The 13,121-nt window shown below is 44.6% G+C and carries 13 protein-coding genes and 2 pseudogenes; 10 read left to right on the top strand and 5 right to left on the bottom strand.

Going from position 1 to position 13,121, the window contains the following annotated elements; genetic code table 11:
• Nucleotides 1–42: 42 nt before the first annotated feature.
• Nucleotides 43–1,140, top strand: a complete 1,098-nt coding sequence (locus tag IM456_RS06500) for a patatin-like phospholipase family protein (protein WP_002798918.1) — start codon at nucleotides 43–45, stop codon at nucleotides 1,138–1,140.
• Between the two features lie 194 nt (nucleotides 1,141–1,334).
• On the opposite strand, the gene IM456_RS06495 is transcribed toward IM456_RS06500, so the two are convergent.
• Genes IM456_RS06495 through IM456_RS06485 form a run of 3 tightly spaced genes read right to left on the bottom strand, consistent with a single transcriptional unit; the run spans nucleotide 1,335 to nucleotide 3,214 of the window.
• A complete protein-coding gene (locus IM456_RS06495; RefSeq protein ID WP_002793901.1) occupies nucleotides 1,335–1,853 on the bottom strand; it encodes a TolB family protein in 519 nt (172 codons plus the stop codon).
• Complete coding sequence (locus tag IM456_RS06490; protein WP_287691346.1) at nucleotides 1,850–2,386, bottom strand: TolB family protein; 537 nt, start codon at nucleotides 2,384–2,386, stop codon at nucleotides 1,850–1,852. The genes IM456_RS06495 and IM456_RS06490 overlap by 4 nt, the downstream gene beginning before the upstream one ends.
• 12 nt (nucleotides 2,387–2,398) lie before the next feature.
• Nucleotides 2,399–3,214: a Ycf66 family protein gene (locus IM456_RS06485; RefSeq protein WP_287691344.1), complete on the bottom strand. Its 816-nt coding sequence runs from the start codon at nucleotides 3,212–3,214 to the stop codon at nucleotides 2,399–2,401.
• A 719-nt stretch (nucleotides 3,215–3,933) separates the two neighbouring features.
• On the opposite strand from IM456_RS06485, the gene IM456_RS06480 reads away from it, so the two are divergent.
• The 6 genes from IM456_RS06480 to IM456_RS06455 all read left to right on the top strand — a co-directional run bounded on the left by IM456_RS06480 (nucleotide 3,934) and on the right by IM456_RS06455 (nucleotide 10,442).
• On the top strand, nucleotides 3,934–5,628 hold the full coding sequence (locus tag IM456_RS06480) for an iron uptake porin (protein ID WP_287691342.1): 1,695 nt from the start codon (nucleotides 3,934–3,936) through the stop codon (nucleotides 5,626–5,628).
• 151 nt (nucleotides 5,629–5,779) lie between these two features.
• Entirely contained in the window at nucleotides 5,780–7,555 is a 1,776-nt protein-coding gene (gene pyk, locus IM456_RS06475) for a pyruvate kinase (RefSeq protein ID WP_149987199.1), read from the top strand.
• A 129-nt stretch (nucleotides 7,556–7,684) separates the two neighbouring features.
• Nucleotides 7,685–8,497 carry a C-phycocyanin alpha-cysteine-84 phycocyanobilin lyase subunit CpcE gene (gene cpcE / locus IM456_RS06470; protein ID WP_149986140.1) on the top strand — a complete coding sequence of 271 codons (813 nt, stop codon included), beginning with the start codon at nucleotides 7,685–7,687 and terminating at the stop codon, nucleotides 8,495–8,497.
• Nucleotides 8,498–8,551: 54 nt separating this feature from the next.
• Nucleotides 8,552–8,983, top strand: a complete 432-nt coding sequence (locus IM456_RS06465; protein ID WP_149986139.1) for a DUF29 domain-containing protein — start codon at nucleotides 8,552–8,554, stop codon at nucleotides 8,981–8,983.
• A 148-nt stretch (nucleotides 8,984–9,131) separates the two neighbouring features.
• Nucleotides 9,132–9,260, top strand: coding sequence for a DUF29 family protein (locus tag IM456_RS06460; protein WP_502845895.1), 129 nt, complete (start codon nucleotides 9,132–9,134; stop codon nucleotides 9,258–9,260).
• Between the two features lie 93 nt (nucleotides 9,261–9,353).
• Complete coding sequence (locus tag IM456_RS06455; protein ID WP_287691340.1) at nucleotides 9,354–10,442, top strand: DNA methyltransferase; 1,089 nt, start codon at nucleotides 9,354–9,356, stop codon at nucleotides 10,440–10,442.
• Here the strand turns inward: IM456_RS06455 and IM456_RS06450 are convergent.
• The gene (locus tag IM456_RS06450) at nucleotides 10,408–11,325 is read right to left on the bottom strand and encodes a hypothetical protein (RefSeq protein WP_287691339.1); all 918 of its coding nucleotides are present in this window, start codon (nucleotides 11,323–11,325) and stop codon (nucleotides 10,408–10,410) included. The genes IM456_RS06455 and IM456_RS06450 overlap by 35 nt on opposite strands.
• Nucleotides 11,322–11,585, bottom strand: coding sequence for a helix-turn-helix domain-containing protein (locus IM456_RS06445; protein WP_002768755.1), 264 nt, complete (start codon nucleotides 11,583–11,585; stop codon nucleotides 11,322–11,324). Before IM456_RS06445 ends, IM456_RS06450 begins: the two co-directional genes overlap by 4 nt.
• Before the next feature lie 208 nt (nucleotides 11,586–11,793).
• On the opposite strand from IM456_RS06445, the pseudogene IM456_RS06440 reads away from it, so the two are divergent.
• From IM456_RS06440 to IM456_RS06430, 3 genes and pseudogenes are all read left to right on the top strand, one after another.
• Nucleotides 11,794–12,057 (top strand): annotated as a pseudogene (locus tag IM456_RS06440) (DUF29 family protein); the annotation flags it as partial.
• 199 nt (nucleotides 12,058–12,256) lie between these two features.
• The gene (gene cpcF, locus IM456_RS06435) at nucleotides 12,257–12,904 is read left to right on the top strand and encodes a C-phycocyanin alpha-cysteine-84 phycocyanobilin lyase subunit CpcF (protein ID WP_149986135.1); all 648 of its coding nucleotides are present in this window, start codon (nucleotides 12,257–12,259) and stop codon (nucleotides 12,902–12,904) included.
• 135 nt (nucleotides 12,905–13,039) lie between these two features.
• Nucleotides 13,040–13,121: pseudogene (locus tag IM456_RS06430) on the top strand (transposase); the annotation flags it as partial.

Raw genomic sequence — 13,121 nt, 5'->3', positions numbered from 1 at the left:
CCTAGGACTTAGATAGAAGCCATTCAGGAGACAAGGATATTTATGAAAGCCAAAATTGCGATCGCTTGTCAGGGAGGCGGCAGTCAAACTGCTTTTACTGCCGGTGCATTAAAAGCATTATTTGACAATAAAGTGCAAGATTACTTTAATATTGTCAGTCTCAGCGGTACTTCTGGCGGTGCTATCTGTGCATTTTTCACCTGGTATGCTCTCAAAAAAGGTGATAGCGTCGTTTGGAAAAGAATGATTGATTTTTGGGAAGATAATAGCACTCAAACTCCCCAAGAAAAGCTATTTAATGACTCAGCTATTAAAGCTCTAGAATTAGCCAGCAAAGGATTAATTCCCCAGTATAATCTCAGTCCTTCCTCTCCAATTACTAAAACCTTATTTTCCCTAGCTACCTACGGTTTACGCGGTCGCTTTACCAACTTTGATCAGTTACTAAGAGCGCATATTGATTTCTCGGAATTAGCCACTTGGGGAGCTAAACCAGAACCACCAATTTTATTAATGGGGGCCTGTAATGTCCTGACAGGAAAATTAAGTAAATTTAACTCGCGCGAGGAAGCAGTTAAAATTGAACATATCCTAGCTTCTGCCTGTGTTCCTAACATTTTTCCTGCCGTCACCATTGAAACTATGGCCTACTGGGATGGACTATTTTCCGATAATCCCCCCATCCGTTCTTTAATTCGCCGTGAATTTGTCGGAGTCGAAAATATTCCCGATGAAATTTGGGTAATTAAAATTAATCCCACCTCTAGAGATAAGATCCCCGTGCAATCCGATGATATTGCTGATCGCCGCAATGAATTAGAAGGCAATGTTTCCCTATTTCAAGGTCTCGATCAGATTGACTTTCTCAATCAATTATTTCTCAAAGGAGCATTTAAAGAGGAATTCTTGCGCGAGATCGCCTTAACAGAACCATTTAAAATTCCTAAATCTTTCCCGGAAGATCCCGATCAAGATTACCATATTCCTATGATCGAAATGTCGGCGGAATTAGCCAATAGTCTCAACTACGAAAGTAAACTCGATCGCTCTCCTGCCAATATCCAGCGTCTGATTGCTGACGGGGAAAAACAGGGAAAACAATTTCTAGAACATCGACTAAAAGCTATGGGTTTAAGATAATTTTTGAGGGTTCAAAAACGGCAAAAATAAGGATTAAATGGCACAAAATCCTTAAATAGACCATTCAGTTGATTATTATTCATTCTTAATTCTCCTGACGACCGGCTACTGACGACCGGCTACTGACGACCGGCTACTGACTCCTGACTCCTAACCCTAAGAACAATTTTTGATTTTTACGAGAGGTCTAATAATCACTGATTTTCATTGACTAATACCCGTCCGGATAGATCGTAAATCATAATATCCCATTGCCCATTTTTTGCCGCTTCAAAAGCCACTTTAGAACCATCGGCACTGATGATCGGATTGCGTACTTCCGCGAGGAGATCGGGAGCAATTTCCCTTCTCTGTTGAGTTTGTCGATCATACAGATAAATAGCCGTTTTTCCCTGACGACTAGCAGTAAAAACGATATAACGACCATCTTCACTAATGGAAGGACTAGAAGCGATCTGATCGAGAGAATTTAGGCCAGGTAAAGGCAATAAACGGCGATCAATAGCATCAAAAAGATAGATAGCTTGGGAACCATTGCGATCGGAAGCAAAAACGAGATAGCGAGAGGCAAGATAGGGAGTTAATTCACTAGCAGCACTATTTAAACTTCTCCCCCCTCGATCGAAAGGAAAAGACAATAAACTGGGATAACCAGCACATCCAGTTAACAAACTAATTACAGCAACAAGACTAATAAAAAAATAACGTTTCACGGTTTGGGACTTTCAACGGGACTGCCATCGGCAATATCTAACTCGATATTCGGACCGCGATCAAGAACCTCCACATCCCATTGTCCCCGACGAGCGGATTCAAAGACAAGATAACGACCATCGGGACTAAGACGGGGATTTCGCAACCAACCGCGATAATTTTGACTCAATAACTCAGAACGATCGGTAATGCGATCATATAAAGCGATGACGGGACGACCCTCAATAATCACCACATAAGCCAGATAACGCCCCGTTTGGCTTAAACTAGGGCTATCGGTAATTTCTTGACCCGTATATAATCCCCCTAGGGTCTGGTATTGTTTTGTCTGCAAATCATAAAGCAGTATCTGATTACTACCGCGACGATTAGACAGCAAAGCCAGCCAACGACCATCACCACTCAGGGCAGGTTTTTCGTCATTGTAGCGACTATTTAGGGTTCCTGTAGAGAAACCGGGGTTATTGAGATTACAACCGCCTATAACCCCTAAAAACAAGCAGATAAACAGTAAAAAGGGAGCTTTGGTCATCGGACCTACTCCTTAATAATCAAACCTAGTCGGATTATCATTACTCGACTCCCGTTCACTATTATCCGGTCTCTCCCAATCTTCTCGATCGCTCGTATCGCTAGGATCGATCGGTTGATAATCGACGTATTCCCCTTTAAATGGCGGATCATCCTCAATTATTGGGCGAGGACGACGTTTTTGGCTAGTGCGGGGCGGTTTACTGCTCGTCTCTTCACTAGCAGGACGACGACGGGGACGGGGACTGGTTTCTTCCCAATCATCACCGCTACGGCGCTGATCATAAACATCTCGATCGCTAGTGGGGGAACTATTGCGGGGACGACGATTAGCCGTTTGGCGACTGCTAGTATCGGCCGGCCGACGGGTGCGGGTGCTGCGGGGTTCCTCGTCCTGATAACTAGAAGTGCGGGAAGATCGGGGATCATCGTAACCGCGTAAACGGGGATTATCTTCGTAACGTTCCTCCGGTTCGTAGGTGTCGAGGGGTTCTAATTCGGCCTGATATTCCCGACTCACAGGACGTTCATCCACAAAAGACGTGCTGCGGCGGGCCTGTTCCGTGGTTAAACCCCGCAATTTTACCGTCTCGAAGGCAAAAAACACCGCTGCCCCAGTCAGCAAAAATTGTCCGAATTGCAAAATCGGATCCAGTCGCCACCCTTGAAAAAGTAGAATTAAACCGCACAGTAAACCAACGGCGGCAAAAAATATATCATGATCTCTGGAAAGTTCCGGCCGCACCGAGCGCAGGAAGTATAATCCCGCTCCGGCCACTGCCAGAAAAATTCCTAAGATACTGGCCGAATTCAGCCCAAAATTGACCATCTTTATCTCCCTTCTCGGTGCTTAAATTCAAGAATCGAGTCTTTATCTATAGCCGTCAGTTTTCAGCAGCAATCTTGCTGTTTTTAACTCAAGGAGTCGATCTATATCCTAACCCCCAAGTCTAGCACTATATCTATCATCCTCGATTCTAACTTACTCGATCGAGCCTAGTTCACACAACTATTGTTGGGGAAGTGGGGAAGTGGGGAGACCACTTCGTGCGCGTTGCGGGGGGAAGTGGGGAAGTGGGGAAGTGGGGAGATTTTATCAGTGAACAGTGAACAGTAAACAGTAATCAGTGAACTGAAAACTCACATCTGATCACTGATCACTGATAACTGATAAGGCTGACGGCTGACATCTTAACAAAATCTTTAGGAATTGCCCATTGACAGGATTGACTAAATGTGATCTATGGGTTTCGGGCATTTTAACGTGATTTCTTGATCACTTTTGAGCGATCGCTATCGTTGGGAAGTTAATCGCCGAAAGTCTGAAAGGAGGGATTTTCATTGATGCACATCATGGTTAATTTGTAAAGTGCGTAAGTCCTAATCTTAATAAGATATGACAGAAAAATTTCTGTCTAATCATAAAATTAACTTAACCTAGACAAGAGGGAATTAGCATAGAATGTGATTATAATTGCAGGCTAAACATATAGTCTGTTTGTATTCATAGTCCATTCAATCCATAGAATAAGGTGTGAGGATTGACCAATGCCAAAACTATTCAAGAATTTAGTAAAGGTAACTCCTTTAGTATTAGGTGCTTCCGTAGCGGCTGCTGGCAGCGCAGTGGCTCAAACTATGCCTGGTACACCTCAACTCAAGGTTGATCCAGTAGCGCAACAACAACTTGATCGCATTCAACGCGCCCAAAATAGTCAGCAGATTAATACGGGTGTTTATCAGGGTTCCATGTCCCAGGTGACTAGCGTTAACCAACTGCGGGACGTATCTCCCACCGCTTGGGCCTACGAGGCATTAAGAAGTCTTGTGGAACGTTACGGTTGTATCGTGGGTTATCCCGACCGTACCTTCCGTGGTGATCGCGCCACCACTCGTTGGGAATTTGCCGCAGGTTTAAACGCTTGTTTAAACGTCATGGAACGTTTAATTCAAGATGGTGTCGGTGTACTCAGAGAAGATATCGATAAATTAAAACGTCTTGTTCAAGAATTTGAGACCGAACTAGCGGCTTTAGGAGCTAGAGTAGATAACCTCGAACAGCGCGTTGCTTTCTTGGAAAACAATCAATTTTCCACCACCACCAAACTCAGAGGTGAGGTGATATTCAGTATCGCCGATAGCTGGGGTGGTCAAGCTTCCGTTACCAATACCGACGGTACGGTGACTGATGGCAGCAATCAAGATGAAACTCAAACAGTATTTAATAATCGGGTGCGACTCAACTTTGAAACCAGCTTCACTGGTAAAGATCTGTTAAGAACCCGTTTACAAGCGGGTAACTTTAACACCACTTTCAACCAAAACGGACCGACGGGAACCAACATGACCCGTCTGGCCTACGATGACGGTCGTGACAACGATGTCACCATCGATGACTTGTTCTACCGCGCTCCCATCGGCACTCCCTTCGGTAACATCACCGTTTGGGTTGGTGCTAACGCCCTTAACCTTGATGACGTTTTCATCACTGCTAACCCCTTCCTCGCCGATAGCGGTACGGGTGCTTTATCTCGCGGTCAACGCTACAATAACATCGTCTTCCGTGGTCCTTCGGGTGTTGGTGCTGGGGTCAGATTCAACATTGGCGATGTTTTCCAAGTTACGGGAACCTACCTAGCCGAGGGTGGGGTTAACGGAGCCAGCAATCCTAATGAGGGTAGCGGTTTATTTAATGGTTCCTACAGTACTGGCGCGCAAGTAGGTTTCTCCTTCATCAAATTTGCCGATATTAACTTCGTTTACGTTCACAGTTATCAAACTGCGGCTAGTATGAGTTCCGGGTTATTCGGTAACGTCAGCAGCCCTCTCACCGAGCGTCCCTTCGGTAACGTTGGCACTACTGCTAACCGTTTCGGTCTTCAAGCGAGCGCCCAAGTTATCCCAGGAGTCTTAAATCTAGCGGGCTGGGGTGGTTACGCCGATGCTTCGGCCACGGGAGTTAATGATGCGATCGGAGACAATAACACTGGTATCTGGTCTTGGAACCTGAATCTTTCTGTCCTCGATCTCTTTGCCGAAGGTGCGGCCCTGTCCATCGGTGGTGGTCAAGTACCCCGTTCCGACAAGGAAGATGGCACTTCCTACATGGTGGAAGCTCAGTATAAGTTCCCAGTCACCAAAAACATCCTGATTACCCCCGGTGCCTATGCGATCTTCAACGCTAACAACCGTAATAACGACACCATTTTTGTCGGTGTCCTCCGGACAACTTTCCGTTTCTAAGCTGAGTTGACGGACTTGGTAAAACGGTGGGATTTATAGATCTCACCGTTTTTTTACTTTTAACTTTTCACTGGGTATAACCATTTATGAGAAGATGATCGGAGCGTCCCAAACGCCGCTATATTTACTTCGCCTATTTAGTTGCTTATCTATGCACTCTCTGTCTTTCCCCCGTCGCACTAAAATTGTGGCCACGATTGGCCCAGCCTCGCAAAATAAGGAAACATTACGTCAGATGATCAAGGCGGGGGCGACGACATTTAGATTAAACTTTTCCCATGGCGATCACGATTACCATCGTCACAGCATTAACCTGATCCGTCAGTTAGCCTTTGAACTCAATCAACCCATTGGCATCCTTCAGGATCTACAGGGGCCAAAAATTCGTTTAGGTAAATTTGCCTGTGGGTCGATCACCCTGAAACCGGGGGAACCCTTTATCCTTACTTCTAGGGATGTGGAATGTAATCAGGAAATAAGTTCCATTAGCTATCCCTCGCTCGCCCAAGAAGTCCCAGAAGGTTCGAGAATTCTCCTCGATGATGGTAAGGTCGAAATGCGGGTGGAATCAGTGGATCGTTTGAAAGGAGACCTGTCCTGTCGCGTAGTGGTTGGGGGTGTCTTATCCAGTAATAAAGGGGTGAATTTTCCCAACGTCTATCTGTCGGTGAAAGCTTTAACCGATAAGGACAAAAAAGATTTAATGTTCGGACTGCTGTGGGATGTGGATTGGATCGCCCTTAGTTTTGTGCGTAATCCCCAAGATATCCTCGAAATTAAAGAATTAATCGCCAGTGCGGGTAAATCTATCCCCGTGATCGCTAAAATTGAAAAACACGAAGCGATCGAGGAAATGGAGGAAATTTTATCCCTCTGTGATGGTGTTATGGTGGCCAGGGGAGATTTAGGAGTAGAATTACCAGCCGAAGACGTGCCAATCCTGCAAAAACGCCTGATTAATACTGCTAATCAGCTAGGCATCCCGATTATCACCGCCACTCAAATGCTTGACAGTATGGCCAGTAATCCTCGTCCCACCCGCGCCGAGGTTTCGGACGTGGCTAATGCGATTTTAGATGGCACTGATGCGGTCATGCTTTCCAATGAAACGGCTGTGGGTCATTATCCCATCGAAGCGGTGGCAACCATGGCCCGCATTGCCGAAAGGATCGAACGGGAACAGATCAATAGTGCCGCTCGCTCTAACAATAAACAATCGATTCCTAACGCTATTTCCTCGGCAGTCAGTCAAATTGCCGAACAATTGGGGGCTGCGGCAATTATTACCCTGACAAAAACCGGCTCTACTGCCCGTAACGTCTCCAGATTTCGCCCCAAAACCCCGATTTTAGCCGTTACTCCCCATCGAGAAGTGGCACAGCAGTTACAGCTAGTTTGGGGCGTAAAACCGATGTTATTGCTCGATTTACCCTCCACCAGCCAAACTTTTCAAGTGGCGATGAATCTCGCCCAGGAAAATAACCTCCTAGCGGATGGTGATTTAGTGGTGATGACGGCGGGAACTCTGCAAGGGGTGGCCGGTTCCACGGATTTAATTAAGGTGGAAGTGGTAAAATCCCTTTTGGGCAAGGGTACGGGTATCGGCCAGGGTGTGGCTAGTGGCCGGGCGCGAGTAGCCCATAATGCCCGCGAAGTGGGTAGTTTTAGCAGCGGGGAGATTTTAGTCGTTCCCACCACCAGCGCCGAATATGTGGATATGATGCGGAAAGCTGGCGGAATTATCACCGAAGATACCGCGATGAATAATCACGCCGCTACTATCGGTTTAAAATTGGGTATTCCGGTTATTGTCGGGGTTAAAGATGCCACGAAAATTATCCGCGAAGGGGTGATCATTAGTCTCGATGCTCAACGGGGTTTAATTTATTCTGGTATTGGCAATGGCGCGGCAACTATGAAAAACTGAGTCGGTCGGCAGGAGGCAGGAGGCAGGAGGCAGCTTTTATTTATTATCCCCACTTCCCCACTTCCCCACACCCCACACCCCACACCCCACACCCCACACCCCACACCCCACACCCATTTTCACTTGTCTATGAGCGATTCTTACTCTCCTCCCGTCGATAATCCAGCCTATACTGTTGAACAAGCGATCGCTAATATCCAGCAAAGAGAAGATCTAGGAGCGCGTTATTATGCCGCTTGGTGGTTGGGTAGATTCCGCGTTCGTCAACCGGAGGCGATTTCGGCGTTAATTGCCGCTTTAGAGGACGAAAGCGATCGCACCCCTGACGGTGGTTATCCCCTGCGACGCAATGCCGCCAGCGCTTTAGGGAAATTAGATGATCTCAGTTGTCTTCCCGCCTTGATTGCCTGTCTCGACTGTGAAGATTATTATGTGCGCGAATCGGCTGCCCAGGCATTGGAAATGCTTAAGGATCGAAGCGCAATCGCACCTTTAAAGAAACTATTAGAGGGTGGCATCGAAGTGGCCGTTTTAGTGGCGGGAAAACCCCATTTAGTCCAACCCTACGAAGCGATTATCGAGGCATTGGGAACCCTGCAAGCGACGGAAGCGATTCCCCTCATCGAACCGTTTTTAAAGCATTTCGTCGAAAAAGTACGTTATGCGGCTGCCCGCGCCCTCTATCAACTCACGGCTAACCCCCACTATGGCGATATTCTGATTAATGCCTTGCAAGGGGAAGAATTACAGCTGCGTCGTTCTGCTTTAATGGATTTAGGCGCTACGGGTTATCTGCCGGCTGCTCCTGCGATCGCTAATACTTTGGCGGAAAATAGTCTGAAACTGGTTGCTCTCAAGGAACTTTTAGAAAACCATCTAAAAAACAATTCTAGTGGCGAAAATATCTCCGAAATTCTCACTTTAATGGATAGTTTATTGTAATTAATAATTGGTTATTTTTTATCTAAATTAAAACTGATAAAATCCAGAGGTTTTATGCTAATTCAAAACGATTATGCTGGCTGGCTAAACGAAACAATCACTCTGTTAAAACAAAAAAACTTTGATAAAGTTGACTGGGAAAACTTGATCGAGGAGATAGAAAGTTTGGGCAGAAGTCAAAAACGTGAACTCCGCAACCGGTTAACCACCATCTTAGAACACTGCCTCAAACTTTGCTATACTGATTACGTTGAGGATTATCGAGGTTGGCAAGAAACTATTAGGCGCAGTCAACGGGAACTAGAAGAACTTTTGAGCGATTCTCCTAGTTTAAAACCCTACTGGGAGCAAGTATTTTTAGATTGCTATGCCACGGCTTTAAAAAGCTTGCGAGATAGCCCAGATTATCAATCTTTTAACTTTCCCGATGATTGTCCTTTTCCCCAAGAAATTAGTCAGATTTTACAGAAAAAAGTTTGGCGATAAAATTATCTTTAAAAGTTTGTTAGTGGGTTTAGAAGACGGTCAAATCTGGGACGATGTCCGCTCAAATTATACTTCATCTTTATGAGAAATGCTGTAAATAATTGGTTATTTTCTAGGGAAATTCAAACTCATAAAATCCAGAGGTTTTATGCTAATTAAAACCGATTATGCTGGCTGGCTGAACGAAACAATCACTCTGTTAAAACAAAAAAACTTTGATGAAGTTGACTGGGAAAACTTGATCGAGGAGATAGAAAGTTTGCTAGTCTCAGGCTAACTTCCTAGGTCATTGGTTTATGGGGTAGCCAAATATCCTAAAACAGGATAGAGTATTGATATTCATACTGTTTATAAGACGATAAAAAAATCCATGGATATACCTGAGCCTTGCCCTAGCCTGGCAAGTATAAAGAAGAATAAAGCAACAAGCACTGTTGGGCGCGGCAAAACTGTCCAACTTACTGAGAAACTGGCTTTTTCAGCTTGGAATAACAGTAGTGTTAGTCTGAGTCTTGGTAATAGCATTGAACATTATGATTCTTGGGAACAACCTATAGTAATAATCTCAGACGGAGGCTACGGTCTTTTAGGATTTGAAGGTGATACATCCGATCATCTTGACCTACCTGAATGGTATGAACCTCATGTGGAAGCTTGGTCTAAGTTGGCCTTGCCAAATACAACTCTTTGGTTTTGGAACTCAGAAATTGGCTGGGCTGTGGTACATCCAATACTTGAGAAATTTGGCTGGCGATATGTTAATTGTAATATATGGAATAAAGGAAAAGGTCATATTGCAGGTAATGTCAACACAGAGAAAATAAGGCGTTTTCCAGTGGTTACAGAGGTTTGCGTCCAATACGTTAGAGAAGTCAAAATTGCTGACTTAACACTTAAAGAATGGCTCCGAAAGGAATGGTTAAGATCGGGCTTACCTTTGCGTCAAGCTAATTTGGCTTGTGGTGTCGCAGATGCGGCAACAAGAAAATATTTTGATCAAGGACATTTATGGTATTTTCCCCCACCCGAAATGTTTGAAAAATTAGTTTTCTATGCCAACGAACACGGAAACCCAGAGGGAAAACCCTATTTTTCTAAAAATGGCCAGCGTCCTTTAACAGGTAAAGAGTGGGAGAAGATGCGCTCTAAATTTAATTGCCCTCATGGTTTTACAAATGTTTGGGATCGTTCAGCTTTGCGCGATGATGAACGAATTAAGTCTAAGGATGGTAAAGCTGTTCACTTAAATCAAAAGCCACTGGATCTGATGAAATTAATTATTGCAGCTTCAAGTGAGGAACAGGATGTGGTTTGGGAACCATTTGGGGGGCTTTTCAGTGCCTCTTTAGCTGCCAATATCCTGAATCGAAAGGCTTTCGCTTGTGAAATTGACGAAACTTATTTCTATTATGGAGTCAAAAGGTTTAGTCAAGTAGTTCATCAATGTTCCCTTCTTTGATGCCAAGGTGTTCTCTTAAAGCAGATTTAATTAACTCCTCTCGACGACTAGCTAAAAGCCTGTTCCACTGTCCAACTTTCATTCCAGAGAAATGTGTTTGATAAACACGCTTTTTAAAATCCTCAATTCCTGGATGTAAAATCCTGTCCATTTTGGCAAAATTAGTGTCTAATCTATATTTGAAGCGAGTGATCAGTTCCCGCAAGAGCATTTGATACTCTTGTGTCGGCTTATAAAGCCTTCCATCATTTCCCCAAGAATTAACTATTTCTTCAGCTTGAAATAGTTCTTCGTCCGTTCCTTGAAATTTGTATCCATTAGTATTTGTTTGTTGCAAATTTGCTCTCCTTTGGCTTGTATCTTCGGGTTCTAGAACAAGGTAATCAGGAGGATTATGATAATGATCATCTCTCGCTTTAGCCACTGAAAAGCCAGAGACAACGCATACATCTAGAATCTTGGGTTTGCCATAAATTACCGCTTCGGGCAGCCAAGCTATTAGAGAAACGTAGGTTTGATCAAACTGAAAATGATTTTGACTATCTTTGAAACGGGCTGTTATTTCAGTAGCTAATGGGAACCATGCTTTTATTTCTAATCCTGGGGTAGGCTGGATGCTACCCATGAAGACAGTATCAGGAAATCCTGGATCTTGCCTTTTCCATTCACCAAACGGTGCAAATATTTCCTGCTTATTCAAAAACTCAACAGTGTTAAATTCAATCAGATTTCCCAATAGTGGTGATAGCTTTGAAATTACTTTGGCCAAATTAACTGCTGCAGCAACCGATATTGGTCTAGCAATGTCTAATAGGTCAAATCTATGTCCAGACAAATCATCTAGATATTGCGATGCCAGGCTAATAACATCTTCTGTATTCATAACCCTTCCCCACAAGATGTGGACTGACAAGCTTGCTCAACTTGCCTTAAAATTTCGCAAGGATCTACACCGATTACACGACTAACCAGAAGGAACTCAACCACATCTAATCTTCTTTCACCATTTTCGTATTTGGCAACGAAAGATTGCGGCTTTTTGATGGCTTTAGCGAGGGCTGCTTGAGTTAAATTCGCATCCTTACGAGCGGCGATCAGGCATCGACGAAAGACATGGTACTCTGGGCTAAAAATAGATTTCATCGTGCTTTAATGAGCACAGGAGTTGGCAATTCCAAGATAAACCTATTTTAGGATAATCCCAAAATGGGATTTTAGGTTACCTAGGGCTTTAGTAAACAGCATAACACCCCTAGTGTAGCGGACGGTATGAAGTCTTTGGTACAATAACGGAGGTTACTCGCTGCTGCTGATCTGGAACGATAGAAAGTTTGGGCAGAAGTCAACACACTGCCTCAAACTTTGCTATACTGATTACGTTGAAGATTATCGAGGTTGGCAAGAAACTATTAGGCGCAGTCAACGGGAACTAGAAGAACTTTTGAGGGATTCTCCTAGTTTAAACCCCTACTGGGATCAAGTATTTTTAGATTGCTATGCCACGGCTTTAAAAAGCTTGCGAGATAACCCCGATTATCAATCCTTTAACTTTCCCGATGATTGTCCTTTTCCCCAAGAAATTAGTCATATTTTACAGAAAAAAGTTTGGCGATAAAATTATCTTTAAAAGTTTGTTGGCGGTGTTAGGAGACAGGAGACAGGAGACAGGAGACAGGAGACAGGAGACAGGAGATTATTTTATTTATTCTCCCCTTCTCCCACTTCCCCACTTCCCCACTTCCCCACTTCCTAATTCCTAATTCCTAATTCCTAATTCCCACTCCCTAACCCCTCATCCCCTCTACTGATAACCAATGCTTCCCACCGTTGAGACTTTAATTATTGCCGTCGAAAAAGCCGACTCAGCTAATGAGTTACTAACCGCCGTGGAAAATTTAGCCACCGCCAAAAGTGAGGCGGCAATACCCACCCTCACCGATGTCCTGAGATATAATAACCCCGGTGCCTCCGTGGCAGCCGTGGATGGTTTAATCGCCATCGGCAAAGCGGCGGTTCCCTATTTACTGGCCAACCTAGACGGTTATAATTATGGGGCGAGAGCTTGGGCAACCCGCGCCCTAGCGGGAATTGGCGATGTGCGAGGATTGGACTTATTGCTTGATGCGGCGGTGAGTGATTTTTCCTTTAGCGTGCGGCGAGGGGCGGCTAGAGGCTTAGGAAATATAATTTGGTCTGATTTGGCGGAAAGTCGGGTTTCTGAGGCTCAGAATGCGGTTTTTGCAGCACTGGAGAAACTTTCGCAAGGGGATCCAGAGTGGGTGGTTAGATATGCGGCGATCGTCGGATTAGAGGGGTTAGGAACTGCGGCGGCGGCATTTCGCGGGGCGATTCGGGAACTTTTAGGACAGATTCGGGAGACCGAAGCGGAAATAGTGGTAAGATTGCGCGCCGATCAAGCTCTGGAACACTTACCTAAAATGTCGGATGAATGCCCCCGCTAAATTTTTCGACAAGACATCAACCTTTGCGGGGGATGAAATCCGACCAGGATATTAACTGCGAAGCACGATTTTAATACTACCATCTATGGGTAAACTGTGTTATAATTAAACTATCCAATGGTCGAGGATTAATCAATGCTAGTCGTAGAAGCCAAGTTAAAAAACGGAACACCAGAGCAATATCACCAGCTTGATGAAGCTATCAAAACTTCTCAGT

The organism is Microcystis sp. M079S1 (assembly GCF_020246425.1).
Taxonomy (GTDB): Bacteria; Cyanobacteriota; Cyanobacteriia; order Cyanobacteriales; family Microcystaceae; genus Microcystis; species Microcystis aeruginosa.
The sequence above is the reverse complement of the archived record's forward strand: the minus strand, read 5'-3'. Positions and strand labels throughout refer to the sequence as shown.

Bases quoted from the DNA above. Each gene is read 5' to 3' on its own strand.
- IM456_RS06450 (WP_287691339.1), bottom strand. From the start codon at position 11,325: ATGAATACAGAAGATGTTATTAGCCTGGCATCGCAATATCTAGATGAT.
- IM456_RS06485 (WP_287691344.1), bottom strand. From the start codon at position 3,214: ATGGTCAATTTTGGGCTGAATTCGGCCAGTATCTTAGGAATTTTTCTG.
- IM456_RS06445 (WP_002768755.1), bottom strand. From the start codon at position 11,585: ATGAAATCTATTTTTAGCCCAGAGTACCATGTCTTTCGTCGATGCCTG.
- IM456_RS06460 (WP_502845895.1), top strand. From the start codon at position 9,132: ATGCTAATTAAAACCGATTATGCTGGCTGGCTGAACGAAACAATCACT.
- pyk (WP_149987199.1), top strand. From the start codon at position 5,780: ATGCACTCTCTGTCTTTCCCCCGTCGCACTAAAATTGTGGCCACGATT.
- cpcF (WP_149986135.1), top strand. From the start codon at position 12,257: ATGCTTCCCACCGTTGAGACTTTAATTATTGCCGTCGAAAAAGCCGAC.
- IM456_RS06455 (WP_287691340.1), top strand. From the start codon at position 9,354: ATGGATATACCTGAGCCTTGCCCTAGCCTGGCAAGTATAAAGAAGAAT.
- cpcE (WP_149986140.1), top strand. From the start codon at position 7,685: ATGAGCGATTCTTACTCTCCTCCCGTCGATAATCCAGCCTATACTGTT.
- IM456_RS06465 (WP_149986139.1), top strand. From the start codon at position 8,552: ATGCTAATTCAAAACGATTATGCTGGCTGGCTAAACGAAACAATCACT.
- IM456_RS06490 (WP_287691346.1), bottom strand. From the start codon at position 2,386: ATGACCAAAGCTCCCTTTTTACTGTTTATCTGCTTGTTTTTAGGGGTT.
- IM456_RS06480 (WP_287691342.1), top strand. From the start codon at position 3,934: ATGCCAAAACTATTCAAGAATTTAGTAAAGGTAACTCCTTTAGTATTA.
- IM456_RS06500 (WP_002798918.1), top strand. From the start codon at position 43: ATGAAAGCCAAAATTGCGATCGCTTGTCAGGGAGGCGGCAGTCAAACT.